Below are 25,727 nucleotides of genomic sequence, written 5' to 3'. Positions count from 1 at the left end.
TCACGTACGCCTCGTATGGCACATAAGACCTCTAAGACTGCTACATCCCACGGAAAATCCGTGGCAGGCGACGCGCTCTGTGACTAGGCTCCTGCGCTTCGGCCTATTTCGCGAGGGGGACGGGTGGGAGCAGTGCGGCTGTACGCGACGGTCGCGGCCGGAGGGTTCCGCAGATACGCCACCTATCGCGGGGCGACTCTCGCCGGGGTCTTCACGAACACCGTGTTCGGCCTGATCATCGCCTGCACCTATATCGCGCTGTGGGACGAGCGGCCGCATCTCGGCGGGTACGACCAGGCGCAGGCGCTGACGTTCGTGTGGGTCGGGCAGGCGATGTTCGCGGTGATGGTGCTGCAGATCGGTGGCGGTTTCGAGACCGATCTGATGGAGCGGATCCGCAGCGGGGACATCGCGGTCGACCTGTACCGGCCGGTGGATCTGCAGTGCTGGTGGCTGGCGCAGGACCTCGGCCGGGCGGCCTTTCAGTTCCTTGGGCGCGGTGTCGTGCCGATGGCGGTGGGGGCGCTGATCTTCCAACTCGCGCTGCCAGCCGACCCGTTGAGGTGGGTGGCGTTCCTGCTGACGCTGCTCGGCGGGGCGACGGTGAGTTTCGCGATCCGCTATCTGGTGGCGCTGTCGGCGTTCTGGCTGATGGACGGCAGCGGGATCGTGCAGATGTCGGGCCTCGTGTCGACGTTCCTGTCGGGGATGCTGCTGCCGCTGAACGTGTTCCCGGGGGCCTTCGGCGAGTTCGCCCGCGCGCTGCCGTGGTCGGCGCTGCTCCAGGTGCCGGCGGATGTGCTGCTCGGCGAGCGGGGCGTGGCCGGGGCGCTGCTGTTCCAGGGGGTGTGGGCGGTGGTGCTGCTCGGCGCGGGGCGGCTGCTGCAGTCCGCCGCGACACGGAGGGTGGTGGTGCAGGGTGGCTGAGCGGGGCTCGGTGCTGGGTGAGTCGCTGCGGACGTACCGGCTGGTGGGCGGGATGTGGATCCGGTCCACGATGACGTACCGGGCGTCGTTCCTGATGACGGTCTTCGGGAACTTCGCGGTGACGGGCCTTGAGTTCGTCGGGATCCTGCTGATGTTCTCGCAGGTGGACCGGCTCGGCGGGTACGGGCTGCCCGAGATCGCCTTCCTTTACGGGGCGGCGGGCGCGTCCTTCGGGTTGGCGGATCTGGCGTTCGGGTCGGTGGGGCGGCTCGGGCAGCGGGTGCGGGACGGCACGCTCGACACGTTCCTGGTGCGGCCCGCGCCGGTGCTCGCGCAGGTGGCGGCGGACCGGTTCGCGCTGCGCAGGCTGGGGCGACTCACGCAGGGCGTGGTGGTGCTCGGCTACGGGCTCACGGCGATCGACGTGACGTGGACGCCGCTGAAGGTGCTGCTGGTCCCGGTGCTTGTGGTCAGCGGCGGTGCCATCTTCACGGCCGTGTTCATCGCGGGTGGGGCCTTCCAGATCGTCGCGCAGGACGCCTCCGAGGTGCAGAACGCGGCGACGTTCGGCGGCAACGCCATGCTCAGCTATCCGCCCACGGTTTTCGGTGACACCTTGCTGAGAAGCGTCACGTTCGTTCTGCCCCTGGCCTTCGTGAACTGGCTGCCCGGCCTCTACATCCTGGGCCGCCCCTATCCGCTCGACCTGCCGCAGTGGGTGGCGTTCGCGCCGCCGCTGGTGGCGGCCGTCTGTCTGGCCCTCGCGCTGTCCGCCTGGCGGGCGGCGCTTCGTACGTACCGCAGCACGGGGAGTTGATGGTGGAAAGGGGCCCCATGGGAGACGAGTTCATTCGCCTCGACGAGGTGGAGAAGGTCTTCGACGTACGCCGCAAGACGGGCTTCATGCGGCGGGAGCGGCGCGAGGTGCGGGCCGTGGACTCGCTGAGCTTCAGCGTGCGGCGCGGCGAGATGGTCGGCTACATCGGCCCGAACGGCGCGGGCAAGTCGACGACGATCAAAATGCTGACGGGGATCCTCACGCCGAGCGCGGGCCGGCTCCGGGTCGCCGGCATCGACCCTTCTCGGGAGCGGGCGCGCCTGGCAAGCCGCATGGGCGTGGTCTTCGGCCAGCGGACGACGCTGTGGTGGGACCTGCCGCTGATCGACTCGTACCGCCTGATGCGCCGGATGTACCGGATCGAGGAGAGCCGCTACGAGGAGAACCTCGCCCGCCTCGTCGAACTCCTGGACCTGGGCGACCTGTTGGACGCGCCCGTACGCCAACTCTCGCTCGGCCAGCGGATGCGCGGCGACATCGCGGCGGCGCTGTTGCACGATCCCGAGGTGCTGTACCTGGACGAGCCGACGATCGGCCTCGACGTCGTGTCAAAGGTCAAAGTACGCGGTTTCCTCAGGGACTTGAACACTCAACGCGGCACGACGGTCCTGCTCACGACACACGACCTCACCGACATCGAGCAGCTGTGCCGCCGCGTGATGGTCATCGACCACGGAAAGCTCATGTACGACGGTGAGCTGGAGGGCCTGCACGCGACGGGCGGGGCGGCGGCGGAGCGAACGCTCGTGGTCGACCTGGAGCGTGAACTGCCGCCGCTGGAGGTCGAGTTCGCGCGGGTGGTGAAGGTGGAGGGGGCGCGGCAGTGGCTGGCGTTCCCGGCCGGTCAGTCTGCGGCGCCGCTCGTGGCGCGGATCGCCGAGCGGTATCCGATGGTCGACCTGTCGGTGCGCGAGCCGGACATCGAGGCGGTCATCGCGCGGATGTATGCGCGGGACACGTCCGTAGCGCCTTGATGTCCCTCCTCCGTACGCTGACCCCTATGACGGACGAATCCGGCCGCCCGAGGCCCTCCGCTGCCACTCCCGAACTGCGCGCGTCCGACGCCGACCGCGAGCTCGTCGCCGAGCGGCTGCGGGACGCGCTCGCGGAGGGGCGGCTCGACATGGAGGAGTTCGGCGAGCGGCTCGACGCGGCGTATCAGGCGCGTACGTACGGGGAGTTGGCGCCGCTGACGAAGGACCTGCCGGTCGGGGCGGGTGCTTCGGGGGCGGTGAGTTTCGTGAAGGAGCCGCTGCCGGAGGGGGCCGTCGACTGGGCTTCGCGGATCCGGGGCGAGGCGAGTTCCACGTGGGGCGTCGGGGTCATGTCCGGGTTCCAGCGCAAGGGGCGATGGACGGCGCCGCGGCGGTTCAACTGTTTCGCGTTCTGGGGCGGCGGCGAGATCGATCTGCGTGAGGCGGACTTCGAGGCACGCGAGATCGTCATCAACTGTGTCGCCGTGATGGGCGGCATGAACGTGGTCGTGCCGCCGGGCGTGGAGGTCGTGGTGCGTGGCATCGGCATCATGGGCGGCTTCGACCACAGCGAGGAGGGTGTGCCGGGCGACGCGGGTGCGCCGCGCGTGATGATCACCGGGTTCGCGTTCTGGGGCGGCGTCGGCGTGGAACGCAAGGTCACCCGCGCAGAACGCCAACGCCTCAAGGCGGCGCGGCGGCAGGAGAAGTTGGACCGCAAGTCGGACCAGCGGGGGCTCGACCGGGGGACGGGTGACGACCACTAGCTGAACCGGGGTCGAACGGCACGCGGCACCGGGGGCGGGTGGGCAAATCAAGCCCCTGCGGCGATTGAGCAGCGGGGGCCGGGGCGGAGCCCCGAGGCGTGAGACCGGTCGACCACCACAATGCCGGAGTCGGCGCCTCCCGTGAACGGCACGCGGCACCGGGGGCCGCCTTGCCCACCCTGCCGCCCCAGGCGGCAGATTGCCCAAGGCGGTTGCGGCCGACCGTGGCGGGTGGGCAAATTTAGCCCCGCCGGCGATTGAGGCGCGGGGGCCGGGGCGGAGCCCCGTGGCCGTGGCGCCGGTTCGGCCCCGTGGCCCAGCGGGGGCTCAGCCCAAGAGGTCGCGGACCGCCGGGACCAGGGCCCGGAATGCCTTGCCCCGGTGGGAGATCGCGTTCTTTTCGTCCGACGTCAGTTCGGCGCACGTGCGGGTGTCGCCCTCGACCTGGAGGATCGGGTCGTAGCCGAAGCCACCCGAGCCCGCCGGGGCGTGCCGCAGGACGCCACGGAGCCGGCCCTCCACCACCCGCTCCGTCCCGTCCGGAAGCGCAAGCGCCGCCGCACACGCGAAGTGGGCGCCGCGGTGGACGTCCTCGTCGATGTCACCGAGCTGCGCCAGCAACAGGTCCAGGTTCGCCTTGTCGTCGCCGTGCTTCCCGGCCCAGCGCGCCGAGAAGATCCCGGGGGCGCCGCCCAGGACATCGACGCAGAGGCCGGAGTCGTCGGCGACGGCGGGCAACCCGGTGGCCCGGGCGAGGGCATGGGCCTTGAGGAGGGCGTTCTCGGCGAACGTCACCCCGGTCTCCCGGACGTCCGGGACCTCGGGATACGCGTCGGCGCCGACCAGCTCATGGGGCAGGCCGGCGTCAGCGAGGATGGAGCGCAGCTCGACGATCTTGCCGTTGTTACGGGTGGCGAGGATGAGGCGGGTCATGCCCCCAGTATCCAGCCCCTGTCCGGCCACCCGCACGCCCCGCGACCTCACGACGAGGTGCAGACCTTCGTCAGCTCGCCCGCGGAGTCGGTGACCGGGGTGACGTCCGGCGCCGCGTCGCCGTTCTTGATCGACGTACGGACGTTGTCCACCGCCTTGTTGAGGTCGTCGACGGCCTTCGAGACATCCGCGTTGTCGGTCTTGTCACCGATGTCGTCGAGGTTCTTGTCGATCTTGTCGAGGGACTCCCCGGCCTGCGTCGGGTCGTTGGACGCGTTCTCCACGGCCTGCTGGAGGTCGGTCACGCTGTCGGCGATGGCGTCGGCGGTGCGGGCACAGTCGAGTGCCTTGTCGACGGCCGAGCACCCGACGGTGACCGGAATCGCGACGAGTGCCGCGGTGGCGGCCAGTATGGCGAGACGGCGGTGGCGCGCGGGCATGGAAGGGTCCTCCCCTGAAGTACGGACGGCTGGACGGCAGTTGGTGTCGTGCACCGTCCACCCACCCGTAGTGACGCAGTCGATGGCTGTGCGGTTGCTGTGCCCGGCCACCCTACTTGGGGAGTTCTTTACCCAGGTGACGCCTTAGGAGAGGGTCTCCTCCAGCGCCTTGCGCTGGATCGCCGCGAGTTCGTCGCAGCCCCCGACGGCCAGGTCCAGCAGCGCGTTGAGCTCGTCGCGCGCGAAGGGCTCGGCCTCGGCGGTGCCCTGGATCTCGACGAAGCGGCCGTCGCCGGTGCAGACGACGTTCATGTCGGTGTCGGCCCGCACATCCTCCTCGTACGGGAGGTCGAGCATCGGGACGCCGTCGATGATGCCGACGGAGACGGCGCTCACGGAGCCGGTCAGCGGCTTGCGCCCTGCCTTGATCAGCTTCTTGCCCTGGGCCCAGGAGATGGCGTCGGCGAGCGCCACGTACGCGCCGGTGATGGCGGCCGTGCGGGTGCCGCCGTCGGCCTGGAGGACGTCGCAGTCGAGGACGATCGTGTTCTCGCCGAGGGCCTTGTAGTCGATGACGGCGCGCAGCGAGCGGCCGATGAGGCGGCTGATCTCGTGCGTACGCCCGCCGATCTTGCCGCGGACGGCCTCGCGGTCGCCGCGGGTGTTCGTGGAGCGCGGCAGCATCGAGTACTCGGCGGTGACCCAGCCCTCTCCGCTGCCCTTGCGCCAGCGCGGGACGCCCTCGGTGAAGGAGGCGGTGCAGAAGACCTTGGTGTCTCCGAAGGAGACGAGGACGGAGCCTTCGGCGTGCTTGCTCCAGCCGCGTTCGATGGTGATCGGGCGGAGCTGTTCGGGGGTGCGGCCGTCGATGCGAGACATAGGGAGGAGCGTATCGGGTGCGCCGAAGGCCCCACCCCTTGCGTGGGGGTGGGGCCTTCGCGCGTGCGGCCTCAGTGGGTCGAGGTCACATCATGTCTTCGATGTCGGCGGCGATGGGGTCCGCGTCGGTGCCGATGACGACCTGGATCGCGGTGCCCATCTTGACGACGCCGTGGGCGCCGGCGGCCTTGAGCGCGGCCTCGTCGACCAGGTCCGGGTTGACGACCTCGGTACGCAGGCGGGTGATGCAGCCCTCGACCTCTTCGATGTTGTCGAGTCCGCCGAGGCCGGCGACGATCTTCTCAGCCTTCGTGGCCATTTCGTTCTCCCTGTGTTCTCCGGGCCCGCCTCTGGGCCGCTTTGTCACGGTAACCCACGGTTGGCCCATCTTCGCGGGCGGTAATCCCACCCGTGACGAAAGATGACGATCACGGACCGACCCGTCCCCGCAACTGGTCTACACCAGTAGCCAGAGTATCCGACGCCCGCCCAACGTGGCTTGTCCCGGGAGGATGCCCCATGAGCTCCAACGCGGCCGCCGCACCACGACCGAGCCCCTGGAGCAACTTCTTCCAGGGGCTCCAGAAGATGGGGCGCAGCCTTCAACTGCCCATCGCCGTGCTGCCGGCGGCGGGCATCGTCAACCGGCTCGGCCAGCCCGACGTCTTCGGCGACGACGGTCTCGGCTGGACGAATGTCGCCAAGGTCTTCTCGGGCGCGGGCGGCGCGCTGCTCGACGCCGACCTCGGTCTGCCGCTGCTCTTCTGCATCGGTGTCGCGATCGGCATGGCCAAGAAGGCGGACGGTTCGACGGCTCTGGCGGCGGTGGCGGGCTTCCTCGTCTACCGGGGCGTGCTGCACCAGTTCCCGATCGACTGCCCGTCCGGGTCGAAGCAGGTGGCGACGGGCTGCCTGGCGGACGAGGCGGTGACCGCCGCGACGTTCCAGAACCCCGGGGTGTTCGGCGGCATCATCATGGGCTTCCTGGCGTCGTTCTTCTGGGTCCGCTACCACCGCACGAAGCTGGTCTCCTGGCTCGGCTTCTTCAACGGCCGCCGGCTCGTCCCGATCATCATGGCCTTCGTCGGCATCGTCTTCGCGGCGCTGTGCCTGTGGGTCTGGCCCGCGATCGGTGACGCGCTGGAGAGCTTCTCGAACTGGCTGGAGAGCCTGGGCGCCGTCGGATCCGGCATCTTCGGTGTCGCCAACCGCGCGCTGCTCGTGATCGGCCTGCACCAGTTCCTCAACGTGCCGCTGTGGTTCCAGTTCGGCTCGTACACCAAGCCCGACGGCACGACCGTGCACGGCGACATCAACATGTTCCTGAGCGGCGACCCGACCGCGGGCATCTACCAGTCGGGCTTCTTCCCGATCATGATGTTCGCCCTCCCGGCGGCCTGCCTCGCGATCGTCCACTGCGCACGGCCGGAGCGGCGCAAGGTGGTCGGCGGCATGATGCTGTCGCTCGCGCTGACCTCGTTCGTCACGGGTATCACCGAGCCGATCGAGTACTCCTTCGTCTTCATCGCGCCGGCGCTGTACGCGGTACACGCGGTGCTGACCGGTGTCTCGATGGCGGTGACCTGGGCGCTCGGCGTCAAGGACGGCTTCAGTTTCTCCGCGGGTCTGATCGACTACCTGATCAACTGGAACCTGGCGACCAAGCCATGGATGATCATTCCGATCGGCCTCGCCTTCGCCGTCCTCTATTACGTGATCTTCCGTTTCGCGATCACGAAGTGGGACATCAAGACACCGGGTCGTGAGCCCGAGGAAGAAGTCGAGGACATCACCAAGGCATAACGCTTTTCGGCTCCTTCGCGATGGGCCCCCGGACCACTCGGTCCGGGGGCCCATCGCCGTGGGAATCGAGGGTTCCTTATCCCGCCTTCACCGTGCTACAACAGGTCTACACCACTGAGTGGTGTAGACCATCTGCTTTTCATGGAGGAAGTTGATGAGCACCGCCAGCGCTACGGCGGCCCCCGCAAAGAAGCGGGGTTCCGGCCTTTTCCAGGGCCTCCAAAAGGTGGGCCGCAGCCTGCAGTTGCCGATCGCGGTGCTTCCTGCCGCCGGCATCATGGTGCGGCTCGGCCAGGACGACATCTTCGGCAAGGACGGCCTCGGCTGGGACAAGGTCGCCGCGGTCTTCAACAACGCGGGCGGCGCCCTGACCGGCAGCCTCCCGATCCTGTTCTGCATAGGCGTGGCCATCGGCTTCGCGAAGAAGTCCGATGGCTCGACGGCGCTCGCCGCCGTCGTCGGCTTCCTCGTCTACAGCAAGGTCCTCGAGGCCTTCCCGGTCACCGAGGCGGTGGTCAAGAAGGGCGAGGACGTCGCGGCGACGTACAACGACCCGGGTGTCCTCGGCGGCATCATCATGGGTCTGCTCGCGGCCGTCCTGTGGCAGCGCTTCTACCGCACCAAGCTGGTGGACTGGCTCGGCTTCTTCAACGGCCGCCGGCTCGTCCCGATCATCATGGCCTTCGTCGGCATCGTCGTCGGCGTCTTCTTCGGCCTGGTCTGGGAGCCCATCGGCAGCGGCATCTCCAGCTTCGGCGAGTGGATGACCGGCCTCGGCGCCGGTGGCGCGGGCCTGTTCGGCGCCGTGAACCGCGCGCTGATCCCGATCGGCATGCACCAGTTCGTGAACACCGTCGCCTGGTTCCAGCTCGGCGACTTCACCAACGCCGCGGGCGACGTCGTGCACGGCGACATCCCGCGCTTCCTGGCCGGTGACCCCTCGGCCGGCATGTTCCAGTCCGGCTTCTTCCCGATCATGATGTTCGGCCTGCCGGCCGCCGCGATCGCGATGGCGCACTGCGCGCGGCCCGAGCGCCGCAAGGCCGTGATGGGCATGATGGTCTCGCTGGCGCTGACCTCGTTCGTCACCGGTGTCACCGAGCCGATCGAGTTCTCGTTCATGTTCATCGCGCCGGTCCTGTACGTGCTGCACGCGGTGCTCACCGCCGTGTCCATGGCGGTCACCTGGGCCCTCGGGGTGCACGCGGGCTTCAACTTCTCGGCCGGGTTCATCGACTACGCGCTGAACTGGACCCATGCCACCAAGCCCTGGATGATCATCCCGATCGGCCTGGTCTTCGCGGCGATCTACTACGTGACCTTCCGGTTCGCGATCATCAAGTTCAACCTCACCACCCCGGGCCGCGAGCCCGAGGAGGAGGTCGAGGACCTCACGAAGGCGTGAGCCCCTCCCCCGCGTGACCGTACGACGAGGAAGGCCCCGGAACCGTGTGGTTCCGGGGCCTTCCTCGTACGGCTCTCAGACCGTGTACGTCACTCCGGGCGCGGCCAGCTCGACCGGGCCGTCGTACACCGCGCGCGCGTCCGCGAGGTTCACCTGCGGATCGGTCCACGGCGGGATGTGCGTCAGGACGAGCTTGCGGGTGCGGGAGCGCTGCGCCGCCTCCCCCGCCTCCCGGCCGTTGAGGTGCAGCGCCGGGATGTTCTCCTTGCCGTGCGTGAACGCGGCCTCGCACAGGAACAGGTCGCTGTCCTCCGCCAGTTCGTCCAGCGCGGCGCACGGCCCGGTGTCCCCGGAGTACGTCAGGGAGCGCCCGCCGTGCTCGACCCGGATCGCGTACGACTCCACGGGGTGGCACACCTTCTCCATGCGGACGGAGAACGGCCCGATCTCGTACGAACCCGGCTTCACGGTGTGGAAGTCGAAGACCTCGCTGAACGCGGAGGCCGAGGGCGTGTCGGCGTGCGCGGTGGTCAGGCGCTGCTCGGTGCCCTCGGGTCCGTAGACGGGCATGGGGGCGCAACGGCCGCCGTCGTGGCGGTAGTAGCGCACGACGAAGTACGCGCACATGTCGATGCAGTGGTCCGCGTGCAGATGCGAAAGGAAGATCGCGTCGAGGTCGTAGAGACCGACGTGGCGCTGCAACTCGCCCAGGGCGCCATTGCCCATGTCGAGGAGCAGCCGGTAGCCGTCGGCCTCGACGAGGTAGCTCGAGCAGGCCGAATCCGCGGACGGGAACGACCCCGAGCAGCCGACGACGGTGAGCTTCATAAGAGCTTTCAACCTCCGCGCTGGCGGTCGGAAATGCGGGGTGGAGCCACGGGCCGAGGGCCGGGGCCTGTGCCGAAGGGGTCAGTCGAGCGTAAGGCGCAAAAGGGCGGGTGGCTCCTCCGTCACCCGCTGTTGTGGGCGAACTCACCTGCGCTGTCACCGGTTCGGAGGGCTTCGGGGCCGCGGGAGCACCCCGCGTGTCCCACCGGTACCGTCATGCCTATGGACACGTCCTGGTGGCTCGCGCTCGCTGCCGTCGTACTGCTCGCGCTCGTCGCGACGCTGGTCGACGGGTGGGGGCGCGGCACGCGTCACCGCCGCCGTGAACGGCACGTTCCGCGGGAGCGGCACGGCCGGGGGCCCGAGCCGGGTGACATCTGGTGGGCGATGGTGCCGTACGAGGACGGGCCCGGCGGGAAGGACCGGCCGTGCCTGGTCCTGTCGGTGCGGCGGGGGGTGGCCACGGTCGCCAAGATCACCAGCCGGTATCACGACGAGCGGCCGGGAGTCATCGCGTTGCCGCCGGGGACCGTGGGGGATGCGCGGGGGCGGGCGAGCTTCCTGGAGACGGATGAGCTCCGCTCGGTGCCGGTGAGTGACTTCCGGCGGCCGGCCGGGGTGATCGATCCGGGGTTGTGGGATCAGGTGCGGCACCTGGGGCACTGAAAAGCCCCTCCGGCGATTGAGGAGCGGGGTCCGGGGCAGAGCCCCGCGTCCTCAACCACAGAGAGGCCTAAGAGTCGTCCTACGCCCACAACTGGCCGTGCAACACCTCGATCGCTTCTTCCGTCGTCGCGGCCGTGTAGACGCCCGTCGACAGGTACTTCCACCCGCCGTCGGCCACGACGAACACGATGTCGGCGGACTCCCCCGCCTTCACCGCCTTCTTGCCCACGCCGATCGCCGCATGCAGCGCCGCCCCCGTGGAGACACCCGCGAAGATGCCCTCCTGCTGGAGGAGGTCACGCGTACGGGTCACCGCGTCGGCCGAGCCGACGGAGAACCGGGTCGTGAGCACCGACGCGTCGTACAGCTCGGGCACGAACCCCTCGTCGAGGTTCCGCAGCCCGTAGACGAGGTCGTCGTAGCGCGGCTCCGCGGCGACGATCTTGACGTCGGGCTTGTGCTCACGCAGATACCGGCCGACGCCCATGAGCGTGCCGGTGGTGCCGAGCCCCGCGACGAAGTGCGTGACGGACGGGAGGTCGGTGAGGATCTCCGGGCCGGTCGTCGCGTAGTGCGCGCCCGCGTTGTCCGGGTTGCCGTACTGGTAGAGCATCACCCAGTCCGGGTGCTGCTCGGCCAGCTCCTTGGCGATGCGGACCGCCGTGTTGGAGCCGCCCGCGGCCGGGGAGGGAATGATCTCCGCACCCCACATGGCGAGCAGGTCGCGGCGCTCCTGCGAGGTGTTCTCCGGCATGACGCAGACGATCTTGTAGCCCTTGAGGCGGGCGGCCATCGCGAGCGAGATGCCGGTGTTGCCGGAGGTGGGTTCGAGGATGGTGTCCCCGGCCTTGATCCGGCCTTCCTTCTCGGCCTGTTCGATCATGTGGAGCGCGGGGCGGTCCTTGATCGAGCCGGTCGGGTTGCGGTCCTCCAGCTTCGCCCAGATCCGCACGTCGTCGGAGAGCGAGAGCCGCGGCAGGCGCACCAGGGGGGTGTTGCCCACCGCGGCCAGCGGGCTGTCGTAGCGCATGAGCCCGCTCAGCGCATTCCGCCGGCCACGGCCGGCAGGATCGTGACGTTGTCGCCGTCGCTGAGCTTGGTGTCGATGCCGTCGAGGAAGCGGACGTCCTCGTCGTTCAGGTAGACGTTCACGAAGCGGCGCAGCTTCCCGTCGTCCACGATGCGCTCGGCGATGCCCGCGTGCCGGGTGTCCAGGTCGGCGAAGAGCGCGCCGAGGTTGTCACCGCTGCCTTCGACGGCCTTCGCGCCGTCGGTGTAGGTGCGGAGGATGGTCGGGATGCGGACCTCGATGGCCATGCTGGGCTCCTGTCGGGAGTCGGAAGTCTGTGGGTGAGCGCGCCTGGGCGCGGGCGTTTCCGGTCAGGTGCGCGGGTGGCGGGAGCCGCGGGCCCTCGGCGGGTACGGCGATCCGGCTCAGCGCGGACAGATGGCGCTGGCGAGGCGGCACAGGTCGACGTGCAGCCGCGCCACGAGCAGCATGCCCGGCGTCTTTTCGCTCACGTCGTGGGAAACCATGGGCTCATCGTATCGATTCCCGGTCCGGATCCCGGAATGTGATCTCACCATGCGGTCGAAATGCGTCCGGCAGTTGAGAACTGCATGGTCGGAGCGGTGCTCTGGCGGTGCTCGGGCGGCACTCAGGCGGTGATCTCGACGTCTTCCTCGGTGATCTCGCCCTCGACGATGCGGTACGAGCGGAACTGGAAGGGGCCCGCGTCGTCGGTGTCCGCGGTGGAGACCAGCACGTAGTGGGCGTTCGGCTCGTTCGCGTACGTGACGTCGGTGCGCGAGGGGTACGCCTCGGTGGCCGTGTGCGAGTGGTAGATGACGACCGGCTCCTCGTCGCGGTCGTCCATCTCGCGGTAGAGCTTCAGCAGGTCACCGGAGTCGAACTCGTAGAACGTGGGCGAGCGGGCGGCGTTCAGCATCGGGATGAAGCGCTCGGGGCGGCCCTCGCCGACCGGACCCGCGATGACGCCGCAGGCCTCGTCGGGGTGGTCCTTGCGGGCGTGCTCGACGATCTGGTCGACCAGGGACTGGGAAATCTTCAACATGCGGCCAGCATAAGCAAGTGGGCCCCTCTGTACCGGAGTGCGGTACAGAGGGGCCCACCTGGTGAGACGCGGGTGTTGCCCAGTGCGTCAGTAGCGCTTAGTTGCGCTTCGCGAAGGCGGCACCCTCGGGGTTGCGCTTCTTCAGGAAGAAGTACGAGACACCCAGGATCGCGGCCCAGACCGGAGCGGCGTACAGGGAGACGCGCGCGTCCGGGTCGACGCCCATGAGGACGATGACGAGGAAGATGAACGCCAGCGCGAGGCCGCTGACCCAGACGCCCCACGGAGCGCGGAACTCGGACTTCGGGAGTTCACCGCGGTCGGACTTGAGGCGGTAGCGGATCTGGCAGATCAGGATGACGATCCAGGCCCACATGCCGGAGATGGTGGCGAAGGAGACGACGTAGTTGAACGCCTCGCCCGGCCACTGGTAGTTGATCCAGACGCCGACCAGCATCATCGCGGCGGAGAACGTGGTGCCGATGACCGGCAGGCCGTTCTTGCTCAGCTTGGTGAAGAAGTTCGGGCCCTGGCCGTTCTGCGCGAGGTCGCGCAGCATGCGGCCGGTGGAGTACATGCCCGAGTTGCAGGAGGACAGCGCGGCGGTCAGCACGACGAAGTTGACGATGGCGGCGCCGATGCCCAGGCCCATCTTGTCGAAGGCGTGGACGAACGGGCTCTCGCCGGCCTTGAAGGACGTCCACGGCACGACCGAGAGGATCATGATCAGGGCGCCGACGTAGAAGACGGCGATGCGCCACGGCACGGTGTTGATCGCCTTCGGCAGGACCTTCTTGGCGTCCTTGGCCTCGCCGGCGGTGACGCCGACGAGCTCGACCGCGAGGAACGCGAACATCACCATCTGGAGGGTCATCAGCGTCGAGCCGATGCCGTTCTCGCCGGCGAAGAAGCCGCCGACGTCCCACAGGTGCGTGATGGAGGCCGTGTCACCGGCGTCGGAGAAGCCGATCGTGAGGATGCCGGCGCAGATCAGGATCATGCCGATGATGGCGGTGACCTTGACGGTGGAGAACCAGAACTCCAGCTCGCCGAAGAGCTTCACGGAGATCAGGTTGGCGCCGTAGAGGATGATCGTGAAGACGAGTGCGGACACCCATTGCGGGATGGCCCACCAGTACGTCATATAGGTGGCCGCCGCGGTGACCTCGGTCATTCCGGTGATGACCCAGAACAGCCAGTACGTCCAGCCGGTCGCGAAGCCCGCGAAGGGGCCGATGAACTCGCGCGCGTACTCCGAGAAGGAGCCGGACACGGGTCGGTACATGAGGAGCTCGCCGAGAGCCCGCATGATGCAGAAGATGACCACGCCGGCGACCGCGTACGCCAGGATCAGGCTGGGCCCCGCCTTGGAGATGCCCTTGCCCGCGCCGAGAAAGAGGCCGGTTCCGATGGCACCGCCGATGGCGATCATCTGGATCTGCCGGGCCCCGAGACCCCGCTTGTAGCCCTCGTCGGTCTCGGCCTGCGCGGCCTCATTGCCGTCGTGCTGCTCGTCGACCTGCACTGAGGTCATGATGTGCGCCTTTCTCCATGCCGATCCGTGCCGTACTCGGCTCGGATCGACTGTGACGATCCTTTGGGGTCTGGGCCCCTGGATGGATGGAGCTTGTGCCTACCGGCGGTCGGCCGGTCGGGGCGCCCTCTGACAGGACAGGGGTGGCGTCCGTCAGGTGGTCGTGAAGATTTATCACGGCGTTCATCGGGGTCGGCCGAGGCGCGTGTGGCGTACGCCACCAGCAAAAGGGGACAAAACAAATCACCGCGCCGCAATGTGGGTGGGTGCGGTGACGGGATCGTTATACGGATTTGAGGACCCGCTGAGCGAACAGCACAACCTGACCGAAGGTCAGGCCGTCAGGGTCTCGACGAGGGTCTCCTGGAGCCCGCCGAGCCACAGATATGCCATCACCATCGGCTTGCGCGCGTCGTCGTCCGGGAGCCGATAGAGGAGGTCCGTGTCCTCCTCGTCGGTGATGTCGAGGCGGGTGCCGATCGCGAGGCGCAGATCGTTGAGCGCGCGCATCCACTGGATGGACTCGCCCTGGGACAGCTTGAGGACCGCTCCCCCGTCGCCCGCCGGGCTCAGCGTGTCCAGCGTGCGGATCACCGCGAGGGCGTCCTCGCGCTTGCCGGCCCGCAGATCGTTCTCGGTGAAGCGGCGGAACTCCGAGGAGTGGGCGCGCAGCTCTTCGGCCTCCTCGGGGTTCTCGCCCTCGCCGCCCGGGCCGCCGTACGCGTCGGGGAAGAGGCGGCGCAGCACCGCGTCGGAGGGCGGTTCGCTCGGCCCTTCGGCGAAGAGTTCCGCGAGCGGGTCGTCGCTCACCTCGCCGCCGGGACCAGGCCCGATCAGCTCAAGGAGCTGGACCGCCAGCGAGCGGATGATGGAGATCTCGACGTCGTCGAGGGCGACGGCCGCGCCGCCACCGGGGATCGGTTCGAAATGTCCTGGCATCGGGATGCTGCTACTTCCGATCCTGTTGAAGCGTGGCCCACAGGCCGTATCCGTGCATCGCCTGCACGTCGCGTTCCATCTCCTCGCGGGAGCCGGTCGAGACGACGGCCCGGCCCTTCTGGTGCACGTCCATCATGAGTTTGGTGGCCTTGTCCTTGGAGTACCCGAAGTACGTCTGGAAGACATACGTCACGTAACTCATGAGGTTCACCGGATCGTTGTGGACGAGCGTGATCCAAGGGACGTCCGGCTCGGGGACGACGGACGCGTCCTCCGTCGTCTCGGGCCTTTCGATCTCAATGGGTGCTGGAGCCGTCACAGAGCCCATGCTGCCACCACCACCCGCCCCACGCACAAACGGACGCAGAAATCGTCACCCTGACGCTAATCGGGGGTAGCATCCATCCTATGAACACAGCGGACCTGGGCCTGCCGGTGGACGTTCCGTCGACGGCGCTCTTCACCGACCACTATGAGCTGACGATGCTGCAGGCGGCCCTGCGCGGGGGCACCGCCGACCGGCACTCGGTCTTCGAGGTCTTCACCCGGCGACTGCCCGAGGGCCGCCGCTACGGCGTCGTCGCGGGCACCGGGCGCGTCCTGGACGCCGTCGAGAACTTCCGGTTCGACGCGGGCGTGCTCGACTTCCTGCGCGAGCGCAAGGTCGTCGACGAGCCGACGCTCCAGTGGCTCGCGGACTACCGGTTCTCCGGCGACATCTGGGGCTACCCCGAGGGCGAGGTCTACTTCCCCGGCTCCCCCGTGCTGCGCGTCGAGGGCTCCTTCGCCGAGTGCGTGCTCCTGGAGACGGTGATCCTCTCGATCCTCAACCACGACTCGGCGATCGCCGCCGCCGCGTCCCGGATGTCCTCGGCCGCCGGTGACCGGCCGCTGATCGAGATGGGCGCGCGCCGTACGCACGAGCTGGCCGCCGTGGCCGCCTCGCGCGCCGCGTACGTGGGCGGCTTCGCGACGACCTCGGACCTGGCGGCCGGATTCCGGTACGGGATCCCGACCGTCGGCACCAGCGCGCACGCCTTCACGCTGATCCACGACACCGAGCGGGACGCCTTCCGGGCCCAGGTCGACTCCCTGGGCAAGGGGACGACGCTGCTCGTGGACACGTACGACGTGCAGGAGGCGGTCAAGATGGCCGTCGAGATCGCGGGGCCCGAGCTGGGCGCCGTCCGGATCGACTCCGGCGACCTGCTGCTCGTCGCGCACCGGGTGCGCCAGCAGCTGGACGAGCTGGGCGCGGAGAACACCAAGATCGTCGTCACCTCCGACCTCGACGAGTACGCCATCGCCTCGCTCGCCGCCTCGCCCGTGGACGCGTACGGGGTGGGTACGCAGCTGGTGACCGGCTCCGGGCACCCCACCTGCTCCATGGTCTACAAGCTGGTCGCGCGCGCCGAGTCCGCCGACCCGAAGGCGCCGCTGGTGCCCGTGGCGAAGAAGTCGGCGGGCGGGAAGACCTCCGTCGGCGGCCGCAAGTGGGCCGCGCGCCGGCCGGACGCGGACGGGGTCGCGGAGGCCGAGGTCGTCGGCACGGGGGCCGTCCCCGAGGAGCTGGCCGACCGGCAGCTCCTCGTCGAGCTGGTCAAGGGCGGCGAGGTCGTGGCCCGTGAGCCGCTGGACGCGGTGCGCGAGCGGCACATCGCGGCGCGCGACGGGCTGCCGCTGTCGGCCACGCAGCTGTCCAGGGGCGAGCCGGTCATCCCGACCGAGTACGTCTGACCGAGTACGCCTGGAGGCCGGTCGGGGGCGTCCGGGGCCGGCCTCCCCTCGGCCGTCCCCCACGCCCTCTCCCGCAACGCACTTGAAGCTTCTACGCTCTTAAGTCTCCAAGCAGAAGGACAGCAATCATGCGTCGCGCCCTGATCGTCGTGGATGTGCAGAACGACTTCTGCGAGGGCGGCAGCCTCGCGGTGGCGGGGGGTGCCGATGTCGCTGCCGCGATCACCGATCTCGTCGGGCAGGCGGGCGGTGGTTGCTACCAGCACGTCGTCGCCACGCGTGATCATCACGTTGATCCCGGTGACCACTTCTCGGAGGCGCCGGACTTCGTGCACAGCTGGCCGCGGCACTGCGTCGCGGGGACCGAGGGGGTCGGGTTCCATCCGAACTTCGCCCCTGCGGTGGCCTCCGGCGCGATCGATGCGGTGTTCGACAAGGGGGCGTACTCGGCCGCCTACAGCGGGTTCGAGGGGGCGGACGAGAACGGGGTGCCGCTGGAGGAGTGGTTGCGGCGGCGGGAGGTGTCCGAGGTGGATGTGGTCGGGATCGCCACGGATCACTGCGTGCGGGCCACCGGGCTCGATGCGGCGCGGGCCGGGTTTCGGACGAAGGTGTTGCTCGACCTGACCGCGGGGGTGGCGGCCGCCACCACGGAGGCGGCGCTTGAGGAGCTGCGCTCGGCCGGCGTGGAGCTCACGGGTAAGCCCGTCGTGGCCTAGGTCGCGGGGCTCCGCCCCGGGCCCCGCTGCTCAATCGCCGCAGGGGCTGAAAAGATCGGGGCTCTGCCCCGGACCCCGCTCCTCAATCGCCGGAGGGGCTGGATGGGCTCAGACGCCCGACGGGCTCACTCTGCCCGGCAAGAGGCTGCGTATCGGGTGCCAGAGTTCGCCTGATCGCGCGTCCGGAGCCGTGCGCCAGATCAGGCCGTCCGGGTGGTGGAGGACCGCGGTTATTTCGTCCGGGGTCGGTGGCTGGGCGTTGCCTCTGAGGTAGACCGCGCGCAGGCCCAGATTGCGCAGGCGGGTCAGGGCGCGGGCCCGGTTCGCGGCGTGCACCAGGAACCGTACGGCGCCCTCGCCGGGGCCCGGCGCGGGCAGCGTCAGAGCGACCACCACCGTGCCTCCCGGCAGCTTGCAGAACCCTCCTGCGGACATGACTGTCACACCCCCGTGAGACGTAGTGTCAATAAGGAACTCACAGGACGCACCTAAACACGACCGGCCGCGACCCCGCTAGAGGGTCGCGGCCGATACGTTTCTGACCTGCGGTTTTGCCTTACTTCTTGACCGAGGGGCCCACCTTGATCGTCATCGAGGAGCCGTCGAGCGGCTGCTTCACGATACTGATCTTGGTGTTGGTGTCAGTTGTGCGCACGCTTCCCGTGGGGTTCTCCTCGTACCAGTACGTGCCCTTGTGATCGTCGAAGACGGGGACGCCGGCCTGCGCCGGGATCTTGGTCTCGACGCCCAGCTTGTGGAGCGTCATGCCGGGGACCGGGTAGCGGCCGAAGGCGGCGTCGTACGGCGTGATCTTGTTGGTGATCAGCTTGCCGTCGGACCACTTCAGCGGCTTCGCGTGCGCGTCGACCGGGAGGATCAGACCCTTGCCGGGGTGCTGGCCGACGTTGTTGTTGCGCTGCGAGGTGTCCCACTGCCAGACCATGAGGCCGGGGCGGTAGGAGTAGTGCTCCACCCAGTTCTGCTTGGCGCCGCCGTCACGCCAACCGAAGTTGTACGGGCCGGACTTGAGGGTCTTGTCGTAACTCACGTACTGACGGTTCTCGGCGAGGTAGAACTGCGGGTAGTCGCCGGAGATCGAGGCGCCGACGCGGGAGAAGCCGCGCGTGGTCCAACCGGCCTGCTCCGTCTCGGCGTTGTCGGAGAAGAGCGTCGCGCCGTCCGCCTTGACCGTGAAGTTGTCGAAGGCGAAGCCCATTTGGGCCACTCCGCCGTCGGTCTTGTAGCGGAAGCGGACGTCGATCTTCTGACCGGCGTAGGCGTCCAGCGGGTAACTCAGGTGCTGGAACTTGCCGTTGGTGCCGGTGAGGGCCGGCTTGTCGCCGCCGTCGCGCGGGAGGGGCTGGCCGTCGGCGGTGCCGTCGATGGTCTTCCAGCTCGCGCCGCCGTCGGTCGACACCTGCGTGTAGAGGTAGTCGTAGTCCTTCTCGATGTCGTACCAGCCGTCGAGTTCGAGGGAGCCGGACGTCTTGCCGGTCAGGTCCACGGTGCGGCTGAGCGTGTTGTCGAGGTCGTCGCCGTAGTCCGACCACCACTGCTTCGTGCCCTCGGCGGGCTTCACGATGTCCGTGGTGACGTTCTTCTTCGGCAGTTCGACGACGAGCGCCTGCTTGAGCTTGGTGTTGTACTCCGAGACACCCAGCTTGTGCGTCGACTTGGTGGCCGCCTTGGCCTTGTCGTAGTTCAGCCAGCCGAGCTGGAGCTTGTCCCAGGCCGTCATGTCGCCCGGCATGTCGCCGATCGAGTCCTTGCCGGTGCCGAGCCAGGAGCCCGCCGACATCAGCGACCAGAAGCCGACCGAGTTCTCGCCGGTGTACGTCGTGTCGTACAGGTCCGGCAGGCCCAGGTCGTGGCCGTACTCGTGGGCGAAGACGCCGAGGCCGCCGTTCTCCGGCTGCATCGTGTAGTCACCGACCCAGATGCCGGTGTCGCCGACCGGGGTGCCGCCCGCCTTGAAGCCGGACGGGCCCGTGTCGCCGTCGTCACGGGAGAAGGCGTAACCGCGGTGCGCCCAGAGGGAGTCGCCGCCCTGCGCGCCGCCGCCGGCCGAGCCGTCCTCGCCCGCGTGGACGATCTGGAAGTGGTCGATGTAGCCGTCGGGCTCGTTGAAGTTGCCGTCGTTGTCGTGGTCCGTGCGGTCCCACTGGTCGTACTGGGCCATGTCGGCCTTGATGTCGGCGTCCGACTTGCCGGCCGCCTTCTGCTGCGCGACCCAGGCGTTGATGCCGTCGCGGACCAGGTCCTCGACGTTCGGGCAGTTGTCGGCGCCGCAGTAGTTGGAGCCGTAACGGGCCTCGTTGTACTCGACCTTGACCCAGTCGGAGACCTCGCCCTCGACCGAGTAGCGGCCCGAGGAGGTCTTCTCGTAATAGGTCTTGAGGGACTCGGAGCCCTTGCCGGAGGCGGTCTTGCCGTCGCCGAAGTAAAGGTCCTTGTAGTGCTGGGAGTTGTAGTCCTTCTGCCAGGCCGTGCTGTTGTCCTTCGCACGGTCCGGCTCGGCTATCTGGTTGTGCAACGGGCCGGGCGTGCCGCCGTACTTGGGCTTCAGCTCGTCCGTGTCGTCGTCCGCGCGGTCGACCAGGGTGGTGTTGTCGACCTTGTCGCCGAACTCGGTCAGGATCGTGAAGATCTTGTCCGTGCGCTCGCGGCCCAGCTCGACGTACTTGCCCTTCGACAGCTCCACGACCTTCGAGCCGTGCTTCTCCTGGACCTTCGAGTCGCCCTGGAGGACCTGCTGCAGCGCCGCCTGCCGCTGCTTCTCCTGCTGCTTGCTGAACGGGCCGTCGAAGACGTGGCCCTTGCCCCCGTACGTCTTTCCGTCGGCGGTCGCGCTCGTCCTGGCCGGGGTGTCGGCCTGAGCGGTGGTCGCCGCGAGCGAGCCCGTGGCCGCGGTGGCGGCGAGGGTCGCGAGCACGGCGACCGATCTCAACGCCCGTCTCTTGGTGGTCACTTGAGTGGTCCCCTCCTCCGTGGCGTGAGCGCCACGCGTCACAAGTGACGTCATTTGACCGGAGGTAGAGAAGAAATAATAGACCTTGACTGAGACATTCCCTTTGCACTATGCAGAGCGACCGGTTCGGAATGCGAACGCATCGATCGAGGCCGCCACACGAGCAACAGGCGCGCCCTACCGTCCACTTGGTGGACCTGGTGACTCCGTGCGCCCCCCATGCTCCGGCAGCAAGGCTTAGGGCATGCTTACCGGGTGCCCTGCTCGGGCACAGGTCCGAATAGTCCCCCGATGTCACGAGGACGGATCTCACCATGCCTCGCCCGACTGTCGCACAGCTCGCCTACGGTTCGGCCACCGTCGTCTGCTCCACCATCGCCATGGTTCTGCTGTCCCAGACCGAATCGGGCCCCGGCATCCCGGTGATCGCCGTCTCGGCGCTCATCCTGGGCCTGTTCGTGGCGATGTCGGTTCCGACCCGCAAGCGGGAGACCGCCGCAGGGTCGGCCACCGCGGAGGAACGGGTGCCGGCGCAGCGCCTCAGCACCACGGTCCCCTCCCCCTCGGCCTCGTCCGAGGCCTCGCGCGCACGCGAACCGGCGGGCCCGTGAGACACGGACCCGCCGGTTCTTCGGTGTGGACTTCGGTCAGGCGGCGCTGACCACCACCGTCTTCGCCGCCTTGTCGTGCAGGCCCTGCTTGTAGGGCTTGTCGAAGAAGCTCCAGCCGCCGCAGATCGCTGTCCAGATGCAGGCGCAGCAGAACACCGCGGGCACCCACAGGACGACCGCGCGCAACAGGTTGGTCTGCATGCTGGGCGTCGCGCCGTCGCTCAGGTTGGCGACGCGCAGCTTCAGCCACTTCTTGCCGAGCGTCTGCCCGGTCCTCGCCGTCATGATCGTGTCGTAGCCGACGTAGAGGATGGCTCCGATCAGCGACTGGGCGAGCCGCTTGCCCGCGTCCATCTCGTCGGTGTCGATGTCGTACTGGCCGACCCCGAAGATCCAGGACAGCAGGCCCACGACGATCGTGATGAGGATGATGTCGATGATCCGCGCGAGGACGCGCTTGCCGCTGTCGGCCAGCGGCGGCATCCCCGCGAGCGGGTCGGCGGCGCCGTAGCCGCCACCGTAGGGATCACCGCCGTACGGGGGCGGTGGCGGAGGCGGGGGCGCCGAGCCATAGGGGTTCTGGGGGTTGTCGTACGGCGAGCCGCCGCCCTGATCGGTGGGCGGCGGCTTACGGAACGGGTCGTCGTCCGGCGGCTGGCCGGACCCGGAGGGCGGCGGTTCGGTGCTCATGGCCCGAGTGGACCGCTAACCCCGCCGCCCTGCAATGGGCGGGCCGCCGTCCGGATGAGATCCGGCCGTCAGTCGGATGACGCTGCCGTCAGTCCGCCGCCACGAACGTGCGCGCCGCCTTGTCGTGCAGGCACTGGCGCCAGGGGCGGTCGAAGGCGCCCCACAGGACGCCGAGGACGCCCACGACGAGGACGCCGGGCACGCTGTACGCGATCCAGCGCTTGAGGGCCGAGACGAACGTCGGGGACTCGTGCTCCTCGATGTCACGGACCGTCAGGCCGAGCAGCTTCTTGCCGAGGGTGTAGCCCCACTTCGAGGTCGGCAGCGCCTCGTAGAGCGTGCCGACCACGAGCAGCACCGCGAGCACGATGCCCAGGTACGTGCCGGTCGTGCCGTCGAGCAGCCAGACCGTGACCTGGTGCCCCGAGGCCTTCGCCTCGTCGATCTTGCCGTTGATGTGGTCGGCGGCCTTGGTGCCGAGCGGCACGGCGACGGTCGCGGTGACCGCGCCGACGACGACCGAGTCGATGAGCCGGGCCGCGAACCGCTTGCCGAGGCTTGCCGGGCGGGCGGCAGCGGCGGCCTGCGCCGCGGCGAGGAACGGGTCGGTGGAGACCGGCTTGAACGGCGTCACCGGACCGTTCGGGTCCGCCGCGGGGGCGGGCGCCTGCCCCTGGGCCGGTCCTTGAACCTGGCCCTGACCCTGCCCCTGGCCCGCCAGCTGGTGCACCTGCTGCGGCCACGAAGGGGAGCCACCGCCCGGCCCCTGCGTCATGGGGCTCTGGAGATGCGCCTGCGCCTGGGGCGGCTGCTGCTGTTGCGGCTGCTGGGGCTGGTGCTGCTGCGGCTGCTGTTGCGGGACGTTCGGCTGGGCCGGGGCGGCCGGGGTCTGCGGAGCCGGCTGCGGGTTCAGCCCCGCGCGGGCCTGCGCCTGGGACTGGCCCGGAGTGGCGGCCCCGCCGCCCTGCCCGTCCTGCTTCGGCAGCGCCCGGAACGCCATCGTGCCGTCGGCGGGGGCCTGCTGCCCGCCTCCCGGCTGCTGCATGGCGCGGAGCTTGACCGTGCCGTCCGTGCGGTCCGGCGGCGGGGACGCCTGCGGGGAGGCCTGCTCGGGGGTCTCGGAGCCCGGGGCCGCGCCCCAGGACACCCGGTTCGCCTGCTCGGTGCCGAAGCCCGTCTGCCGGGCGGTGTTGGCCCCCCAGGCGGACGCGGGCTCGGGGGCCGTGGGTGCGGCGTGGTCCGCGGGCCCCATCTCCGTACGCACGGAGGGCTCCTCGTCGAGGAAGACGGGTCCGGTCTCCTCCGCGGGAGGGGGCTCGGACACCGACGTGGCGGCGGGGGCGGCGCCGCCACCGGGCGGGGCCGGAAGGGTTTCTCCGTCGGAGGGGGCGGGGCGGCTGGTGCCCGGTACCCACGCAGCCCCGTTCCAGTACCGGACATATCCGGGAATGGACGGATCGGGGTAGTAGCCTTCGCGGGGCCTGTCGTCACCGGGGGCCGGGGTTGGCGCACTCATGTCCGTCGTCCCGTATCTGCTCGGGGGTCTTGTTGTGGGTTCCACATCTATCAGACCGCCGCGTCCGCCCGCGCCGCTCCGCCGTTACGGACCACTTTTCGGGGAACCTGACGCCCCTTGTCGAAGACCGGAGAAATATCTTCGTCGAACTCGCGTAATGCTCCCGGCAGATCGCGCTCTCACCTTCCAACGGGCCCGCTCCGGACCCGTACGACGGAGAGGAAACGCACGACATGCACACCGTGGTGGAACGCGAACTGGAACTGAAGCTGGTGCTCTCGCCGGAGCGGAGCATCCCCGTCCCGGCCCGACTGTCCTACCGAACCGACGACCCCTACGCCGTCCACATCACGTTCCACATCGGCTCGACCCACCCGGTCAATTGGACGTTCGCCCGCGAGCTGCTCGTGGAGGGGGTGTTCCGGCCGTGCGGGCACGGGGACGTGCGGGTGTGGCCGACGAAGGTGGACGGGCGCAGCGTGGTGCTGGTGGCGCTGAGTTCGCCGGACGGGGACGCGTTGCTGGAGATGCCGACCACGCAGGTCTCGGCCTGGCTGGAGCGGACGCTGCGGGCGGTGCCGCCCGGGACGGAGACGGAGCAGCTCGGCATCGACGACGCCCTGGCCGAGCTGCTCACCACGGCCCCGGCCGCCGACGACCTGTACCTGTGCGACCCGTGGCCGGGGGACGAGTCGTCCTCCGACGACCTGTGAGGGGCCCGGCACGGGGGCCGGATCACTCGGAAGGTGCGCCCGGGTCCAACGTGCCGGTGAGCGTGACGCCCGCCGGGGCGGGGCCCGGGTCCGCGACGGCGGTGCCGACCGCGAGGCCGACGGAGGAGAGCGCGATGGCGCCGACCAGTACGGCGGCGGTCGTCCTGCGGCGGCGGGCGGACTTGTCGTGGTTACGGCCGGCGTTGCTGGTGCTCATGGGCGGGACCTCATCGGGCTGCGGGATGCCGGCCGACGCCCTGACGGCCGGCCGTGCGACCCCTCCAGGGTCCCGCCGGACGACACCCCGCCACATGAGGCTTTCGTCCTTTATGCGGGCCGTACGTGACCGGGCCCGCACTCCCCGCGATCAGGACGGTCAACGGGGCAGGGATCAGAACAGCTTGCCCGGGTTGAGCAGGCCCAGCGGGTCGAAGGCCGCCTTCACCGCCTGCTGCATCTCGACCCCGACCGGGCCCAGCTCGCGGGCGAGCCACTCCTTCTTCAGCACGCCGACGCCGTGCTCGCCGGTGATGGTGCCGCCGAGTTCGAGGCCGAGCGCCATGATCTCGTCGAAGGACTCGCGGGCGCGGCGCCCCTCGTCGGCGTCCTGCGCGTCGAAGCAGACGGTGGGGTGCGTGTTGCCGTCGCCCGCGTGCGCGCACACCCCGATGGTGAGGTCGTACTTCTCGGCGATCCGCTCGACGCCTTCGAGCAGCTCGCCGAGCCTGGAGCGGGGCACGCACACGTCGTCGATCATCGTGGTGCCCTTGACCGCTTCGAGGGCGGTGAGCGACAACCGCCGCGCCTGGAGCAGCAGTTCGGACTCCGCGGCGTCCTCGGCGGGCACGACCTGGGTGGCGCCCGCGGCCTCGCACAGCGCGCCGACGGCCGCGAGGTCCTCGGTCGGGTCCGGGGTGTCGAAGGCGGCGAGGAGCAGCGCCTCCGTGGTCTCCGGCAGGCCCATGTTGGCCATGTCGTTGACGGCCTTCACCGTCGTACGGTCCATGAGTTCGAGCAGGGACGGGACGTGTCCGCCCTCCATGATCCGGCAGACCGCGTCGCAGGCGGCCTCCGCAGAGGCGAACTCGGCCGCGAGAACGAGCTGTTGGGGCGGCTGCGGCTTCAGCGCGAGCGTCGCCTTCACGACGATACCGAGGCTGCCCTCGGAGCCGACGAAGAGCCGCGTCAGGTCGTAGCCTGCGACGCCCTTCGCGGTGCGCCTGCCCGTCTGGAGCAGCCGCCCGTCGGCGAGGACGACGTCGAGCCCGAGCACGTACTCCGCCGTCACCCCGTACTTCACGCAGCACAGGCCGCCGGAGGCCGTGCCGATGTTGCCGCCGATGGTGCACATTTCCCAGCTGGAGGGGTCCGGCGGGTAGTAGAGCCCGTGCTCGTTCACCGCGCGGGAGATCGTGGCGTTGATGACGCCCGGTTCGACGACGGCGATCCGGTCGACCGGGTTGATCTCCAGGATGCGGTCCATCTTGACGAGCGAGAGGACGATGCAGCCCTCGCTCGCGTTGGCCGCGCCCGACAGGCCCGTACGGGCGCCCTGCGGGACGACCGGGACGCGCAGCGCGGTCGCCGTGCGCATCACGTGCTGGACCTCTTCGACGGTGCGCGGCAGGACGACGACGGCCGGGGTGCCGGCGTCGCAGAAGCTCGCCATGTCGTGGGCGTAGGAGGCGGTGACGTCGGCGTCGACGATGACGGCTTCCGCGGGCAGGCCCGTGCGGAGCTCTTCCATGAGTGTGCGGCTCATGAT

At 69.3% G+C, this 25,727-nt stretch carries 29 protein-coding genes; 11 read left to right on the top strand and 18 right to left on the bottom strand.

All coding sequences use genetic code 11. The annotated features are described in order from the left end of the window. Positions 1-132 precede the first annotated feature (132 nt). Genes ACYSUO_RS25940 through ACYSUO_RS25925 form a run of 4 tightly spaced genes read left to right on the top strand, consistent with a single transcriptional unit; the run spans position 133 to position 3,506 of the window. Positions 133-927 carry an ABC transporter permease gene (locus ACYSUO_RS25940; protein ID WP_461778686.1) on the top strand — a complete coding sequence of 265 codons (795 nt, stop codon included), beginning with the start codon at positions 133-135 and terminating at the stop codon, positions 925-927. Positions 928-979: 52 nt separating this feature from the next. Next, entirely contained in the window at positions 980-1,744 is a 765-nt protein-coding gene (locus ACYSUO_RS25935) for an ABC transporter permease (RefSeq protein ID WP_461778685.1), read from the top strand. 17 nt (positions 1,745-1,761) lie between these two features. Beyond that, positions 1,762-2,739, top strand: coding sequence for an ABC transporter ATP-binding protein (locus tag ACYSUO_RS25930; RefSeq protein ID WP_461778639.1), 978 nt, complete (start codon positions 1,762-1,764; stop codon positions 2,737-2,739). 26 nt (positions 2,740-2,765) lie between these two features. Continuing rightward, positions 2,766-3,506 (top strand): DUF1707 SHOCT-like domain-containing protein, encoded by a 741-nt coding sequence (locus tag ACYSUO_RS25925; protein ID WP_461778638.1) that lies wholly within the window; start codon positions 2,766-2,768, stop codon positions 3,504-3,506. Between the two features lie 327 nt (positions 3,507-3,833). On the opposite strand, the gene rdgB is transcribed toward ACYSUO_RS25925, so the two are convergent. The 4 genes from rdgB to ACYSUO_RS25905 form a co-directional block, all read right to left on the bottom strand. After that, on the bottom strand, positions 3,834-4,439 hold the full coding sequence (rdgB, locus tag ACYSUO_RS25920; protein WP_461778637.1) for an RdgB/HAM1 family non-canonical purine NTP pyrophosphatase: 606 nt from the start codon (positions 4,437-4,439) through the stop codon (positions 3,834-3,836). 47 nt (positions 4,440-4,486) lie between these two features. After that, on the bottom strand, positions 4,487-4,879 hold the full coding sequence (locus tag ACYSUO_RS25915; protein ID WP_461778636.1) for a hypothetical protein: 393 nt from the start codon (positions 4,877-4,879) through the stop codon (positions 4,487-4,489). Between the two features lie 144 nt (positions 4,880-5,023). Further along, positions 5,024-5,758, bottom strand: a complete 735-nt coding sequence (gene rph, locus ACYSUO_RS25910) for a ribonuclease PH (protein WP_461778635.1) — start codon at positions 5,756-5,758, stop codon at positions 5,024-5,026. A gap of 85 nt (positions 5,759-5,843) precedes the next feature. Continuing rightward, positions 5,844-6,077 (bottom strand): glucose PTS transporter subunit EIIB, encoded by a 234-nt coding sequence (locus ACYSUO_RS25905; RefSeq protein ID WP_461778634.1) that lies wholly within the window; start codon positions 6,075-6,077, stop codon positions 5,844-5,846. Between the two features lie 200 nt (positions 6,078-6,277). Here ACYSUO_RS25905 and ACYSUO_RS25900 point away from each other — a divergent pair, with 200 nt between their 5' ends. Next, positions 6,278-7,561, top strand: coding sequence for a PTS transporter subunit EIIC (locus ACYSUO_RS25900; protein ID WP_461778633.1), 1,284 nt, complete (start codon positions 6,278-6,280; stop codon positions 7,559-7,561). A gap of 154 nt (positions 7,562-7,715) precedes the next feature. Continuing rightward, the gene (locus tag ACYSUO_RS25895) at positions 7,716-8,966 is read left to right on the top strand and encodes a PTS transporter subunit EIIC (RefSeq protein ID WP_461778632.1); all 1,251 of its coding nucleotides are present in this window, start codon (positions 7,716-7,718) and stop codon (positions 8,964-8,966) included. Between the two features lie 75 nt (positions 8,967-9,041). Here ACYSUO_RS25895 and ACYSUO_RS25890 read toward each other — a convergent pair whose 3' ends face one another. Further along, positions 9,042-9,794 (bottom strand): MBL fold metallo-hydrolase, encoded by a 753-nt coding sequence (locus tag ACYSUO_RS25890; protein ID WP_266710785.1) that lies wholly within the window; start codon positions 9,792-9,794, stop codon positions 9,042-9,044. Between the two features lie 222 nt (positions 9,795-10,016). Here ACYSUO_RS25890 and ACYSUO_RS25885 point away from each other — a divergent pair, with 222 nt between their 5' ends. Continuing rightward, on the top strand, positions 10,017-10,460 hold the full coding sequence (locus ACYSUO_RS25885; protein ID WP_461778631.1) for a type II toxin-antitoxin system PemK/MazF family toxin: 444 nt from the start codon (positions 10,017-10,019) through the stop codon (positions 10,458-10,460). Between the two features lie 79 nt (positions 10,461-10,539). Here the strand turns inward: ACYSUO_RS25885 and ACYSUO_RS25880 are convergent, their stop codons facing one another. The 7 genes from ACYSUO_RS25880 to clpS form a co-directional block, all read right to left on the bottom strand. Next, entirely contained in the window at positions 10,540-11,490 is a 951-nt protein-coding gene (locus ACYSUO_RS25880; protein WP_385760289.1) for a PLP-dependent cysteine synthase family protein, read from the bottom strand. An 8-nt stretch (positions 11,491-11,498) separates the two neighbouring features. Then, on the bottom strand, positions 11,499-11,777 hold the full coding sequence (locus tag ACYSUO_RS25875) for a MoaD/ThiS family protein (protein ID WP_426903369.1): 279 nt from the start codon (positions 11,775-11,777) through the stop codon (positions 11,499-11,501). Positions 11,778-11,894: 117 nt separating this feature from the next. Then, positions 11,895-11,996, bottom strand: a complete 102-nt coding sequence (locus ACYSUO_RS25870; protein ID WP_323179532.1) for a putative leader peptide — start codon at positions 11,994-11,996, stop codon at positions 11,895-11,897. A 122-nt stretch (positions 11,997-12,118) separates the two neighbouring features. Then, positions 12,119-12,535 carry a M67 family metallopeptidase gene (locus tag ACYSUO_RS25865; protein ID WP_426903368.1) on the bottom strand — a complete coding sequence of 139 codons (417 nt, stop codon included), beginning with the start codon at positions 12,533-12,535 and terminating at the stop codon, positions 12,119-12,121. A gap of 97 nt (positions 12,536-12,632) precedes the next feature. Further along, the gene (locus ACYSUO_RS25860; protein WP_461778630.1) at positions 12,633-14,069 is read right to left on the bottom strand and encodes an amino acid permease; all 1,437 of its coding nucleotides are present in this window, start codon (positions 14,067-14,069) and stop codon (positions 12,633-12,635) included. A gap of 333 nt (positions 14,070-14,402) precedes the next feature. Next, entirely contained in the window at positions 14,403-15,008 is a 606-nt protein-coding gene (locus tag ACYSUO_RS25855; protein WP_461778629.1) for a DUF2017 domain-containing protein, read from the bottom strand. 10 nt (positions 15,009-15,018) lie between these two features. Next, on the bottom strand, positions 15,019-15,336 hold the full coding sequence (clpS, locus tag ACYSUO_RS25850; RefSeq protein WP_461778628.1) for an ATP-dependent Clp protease adapter ClpS: 318 nt from the start codon (positions 15,334-15,336) through the stop codon (positions 15,019-15,021). Positions 15,337-15,416: 80 nt separating this feature from the next. On the opposite strand from clpS, the gene ACYSUO_RS25845 reads away from it, so the two are divergent. Further along, positions 15,417-16,745 carry a nicotinate phosphoribosyltransferase gene (locus ACYSUO_RS25845; RefSeq protein WP_461778627.1) on the top strand — a complete coding sequence of 443 codons (1,329 nt, stop codon included), beginning with the start codon at positions 15,417-15,419 and terminating at the stop codon, positions 16,743-16,745. 128 nt (positions 16,746-16,873) lie between these two features. After that, positions 16,874-17,464, top strand: a complete 591-nt coding sequence (locus ACYSUO_RS25840) for an isochorismatase family protein (RefSeq protein ID WP_461778626.1) — start codon at positions 16,874-16,876, stop codon at positions 17,462-17,464. 108 nt (positions 17,465-17,572) lie between these two features. Here the strand turns inward: ACYSUO_RS25840 and ACYSUO_RS25835 are convergent, their stop codons facing one another. Next, on the bottom strand, positions 17,573-17,899 hold the full coding sequence (locus tag ACYSUO_RS25835; protein WP_426903363.1) for a hypothetical protein: 327 nt from the start codon (positions 17,897-17,899) through the stop codon (positions 17,573-17,575). A gap of 121 nt (positions 17,900-18,020) precedes the next feature. Continuing rightward, positions 18,021-20,432: an immune inhibitor A domain-containing protein gene (locus ACYSUO_RS25830; RefSeq protein ID WP_461778625.1), complete on the bottom strand. Its 2,412-nt coding sequence runs from the start codon at positions 20,430-20,432 to the stop codon at positions 18,021-18,023. A gap of 314 nt (positions 20,433-20,746) precedes the next feature. Here ACYSUO_RS25830 and ACYSUO_RS25825 point away from each other — a divergent pair, with 314 nt between their 5' ends. Next, positions 20,747-21,043 (top strand): hypothetical protein, encoded by a 297-nt coding sequence (locus ACYSUO_RS25825; RefSeq protein ID WP_461778624.1) that lies wholly within the window; start codon positions 20,747-20,749, stop codon positions 21,041-21,043. A gap of 36 nt (positions 21,044-21,079) precedes the next feature. Here the strand turns inward: ACYSUO_RS25825 and ACYSUO_RS25820 are convergent, their stop codons facing one another. Further along, on the bottom strand, positions 21,080-21,733 hold the full coding sequence (locus ACYSUO_RS25820) for an RDD family protein (protein ID WP_461778623.1): 654 nt from the start codon (positions 21,731-21,733) through the stop codon (positions 21,080-21,082). 88 nt (positions 21,734-21,821) lie between these two features. Next, positions 21,822-23,249: an RDD family protein gene (locus tag ACYSUO_RS25815; RefSeq protein ID WP_461778622.1), complete on the bottom strand. Its 1,428-nt coding sequence runs from the start codon at positions 23,247-23,249 to the stop codon at positions 21,822-21,824. A 233-nt stretch (positions 23,250-23,482) separates the two neighbouring features. On the opposite strand from ACYSUO_RS25815, the gene ACYSUO_RS25810 reads away from it, so the two are divergent. Further along, complete coding sequence (locus tag ACYSUO_RS25810; RefSeq protein ID WP_461778621.1) at positions 23,483-23,962, top strand: SsgA family sporulation/cell division regulator; 480 nt, start codon at positions 23,483-23,485, stop codon at positions 23,960-23,962. A gap of 22 nt (positions 23,963-23,984) precedes the next feature. Here the strand turns inward: ACYSUO_RS25810 and ACYSUO_RS25805 are convergent, their stop codons facing one another. Together ACYSUO_RS25805 and ACYSUO_RS25800 are read right to left on the bottom strand one after the other, a co-directional pair. Beyond that, complete coding sequence (locus ACYSUO_RS25805) at positions 23,985-24,179, bottom strand: hypothetical protein (protein ID WP_461778620.1); 195 nt, start codon at positions 24,177-24,179, stop codon at positions 23,985-23,987. 174 nt (positions 24,180-24,353) lie between these two features. Further along, a complete protein-coding gene (locus ACYSUO_RS25800) occupies positions 24,354-25,724 on the bottom strand; it encodes an FAD-binding oxidoreductase (protein ID WP_461778619.1) in 1,371 nt (456 codons plus the stop codon). Positions 25,725-25,727 lie beyond the last annotated feature (3 nt).

Source organism: Streptomyces sp. UC4497, from assembly GCF_054871485.1.
Note: the sequence above shows the minus strand (reverse complement) of the source record. Positions and strands in the feature narration are given on the sequence as shown.

Bases quoted from the DNA above. Each gene is read 5' to 3' on its own strand.
- ACYSUO_RS25915 (WP_461778636.1), bottom strand. From the start codon at position 4,879: ATGCCCGCGCGCCACCGCCGTCTCGCCATACTGGCCGCCACCGCGGCA.
- ACYSUO_RS25855 (WP_461778629.1), bottom strand. From the start codon at position 15,008: ATGCCAGGACATTTCGAACCGATCCCCGGTGGCGGCGCGGCCGTCGCC.
- ACYSUO_RS25935 (WP_461778685.1), top strand. From the start codon at position 980: ATGTGGATCCGGTCCACGATGACGTACCGGGCGTCGTTCCTGATGACG.
- ACYSUO_RS25845 (WP_461778627.1), top strand. From the start codon at position 15,417: ATGAACACAGCGGACCTGGGCCTGCCGGTGGACGTTCCGTCGACGGCG.
- ACYSUO_RS25880 (WP_385760289.1), bottom strand. From the start codon at position 11,490: ATGCGCTACGACAGCCCGCTGGCCGCGGTGGGCAACACCCCCCTGGTG.
- ACYSUO_RS25900 (WP_461778633.1), top strand. From the start codon at position 6,278: ATGAGCTCCAACGCGGCCGCCGCACCACGACCGAGCCCCTGGAGCAAC.
- ACYSUO_RS25805 (WP_461778620.1), bottom strand. From the start codon at position 24,179: ATGAGCACCAGCAACGCCGGCCGTAACCACGACAAGTCCGCCCGCCGC.
- rdgB (WP_461778637.1), bottom strand. From the start codon at position 4,439: ATGACCCGCCTCATCCTCGCCACCCGTAACAACGGCAAGATCGTCGAG.
- ACYSUO_RS25800 (WP_461778619.1), bottom strand. From the start codon at position 25,724: ATGAGCCGCACACTCATGGAAGAGCTCCGCACGGGCCTGCCCGCGGAA.
- ACYSUO_RS25870 (WP_323179532.1), bottom strand. From the start codon at position 11,996: ATGGTTTCCCACGACGTGAGCGAAAAGACGCCGGGCATGCTGCTCGTG.
- ACYSUO_RS25865 (WP_426903368.1), bottom strand. From the start codon at position 12,535: ATGTTGAAGATTTCCCAGTCCCTGGTCGACCAGATCGTCGAGCACGCC.
- rph (WP_461778635.1), bottom strand. From the start codon at position 5,758: ATGTCTCGCATCGACGGCCGCACCCCCGAACAGCTCCGCCCGATCACC.
- ACYSUO_RS25905 (WP_461778634.1), bottom strand. From the start codon at position 6,077: ATGGCCACGAAGGCTGAGAAGATCGTCGCCGGCCTCGGCGGACTCGAC.
- ACYSUO_RS25885 (WP_461778631.1), top strand. From the start codon at position 10,017: ATGGACACGTCCTGGTGGCTCGCGCTCGCTGCCGTCGTACTGCTCGCG.
- ACYSUO_RS25815 (WP_461778622.1), bottom strand. From the start codon at position 23,249: ATGAGTGCGCCAACCCCGGCCCCCGGTGACGACAGGCCCCGCGAAGGC.
- ACYSUO_RS25820 (WP_461778623.1), bottom strand. From the start codon at position 21,733: ATGAGCACCGAACCGCCGCCCTCCGGGTCCGGCCAGCCGCCGGACGAC.
- ACYSUO_RS25810 (WP_461778621.1), top strand. From the start codon at position 23,483: ATGCACACCGTGGTGGAACGCGAACTGGAACTGAAGCTGGTGCTCTCG.
- ACYSUO_RS25835 (WP_426903363.1), bottom strand. From the start codon at position 17,899: ATGTCCGCAGGAGGGTTCTGCAAGCTGCCGGGAGGCACGGTGGTGGTC.
- ACYSUO_RS25825 (WP_461778624.1), top strand. From the start codon at position 20,747: ATGCCTCGCCCGACTGTCGCACAGCTCGCCTACGGTTCGGCCACCGTC.
- clpS (WP_461778628.1), bottom strand. From the start codon at position 15,336: ATGGGCTCTGTGACGGCTCCAGCACCCATTGAGATCGAAAGGCCCGAG.
- ACYSUO_RS25875 (WP_426903369.1), bottom strand. From the start codon at position 11,777: ATGGCCATCGAGGTCCGCATCCCGACCATCCTCCGCACCTACACCGAC.
- ACYSUO_RS25860 (WP_461778630.1), bottom strand. From the start codon at position 14,069: ATGACCTCAGTGCAGGTCGACGAGCAGCACGACGGCAATGAGGCCGCG.
- ACYSUO_RS25890 (WP_266710785.1), bottom strand. From the start codon at position 9,794: ATGAAGCTCACCGTCGTCGGCTGCTCGGGGTCGTTCCCGTCCGCGGAT.
- ACYSUO_RS25925 (WP_461778638.1), top strand. From the start codon at position 2,766: ATGACGGACGAATCCGGCCGCCCGAGGCCCTCCGCTGCCACTCCCGAA.
- ACYSUO_RS25930 (WP_461778639.1), top strand. From the start codon at position 1,762: ATGGGAGACGAGTTCATTCGCCTCGACGAGGTGGAGAAGGTCTTCGAC.
- ACYSUO_RS25840 (WP_461778626.1), top strand. From the start codon at position 16,874: ATGCGTCGCGCCCTGATCGTCGTGGATGTGCAGAACGACTTCTGCGAG.
- ACYSUO_RS25895 (WP_461778632.1), top strand. From the start codon at position 7,716: ATGAGCACCGCCAGCGCTACGGCGGCCCCCGCAAAGAAGCGGGGTTCC.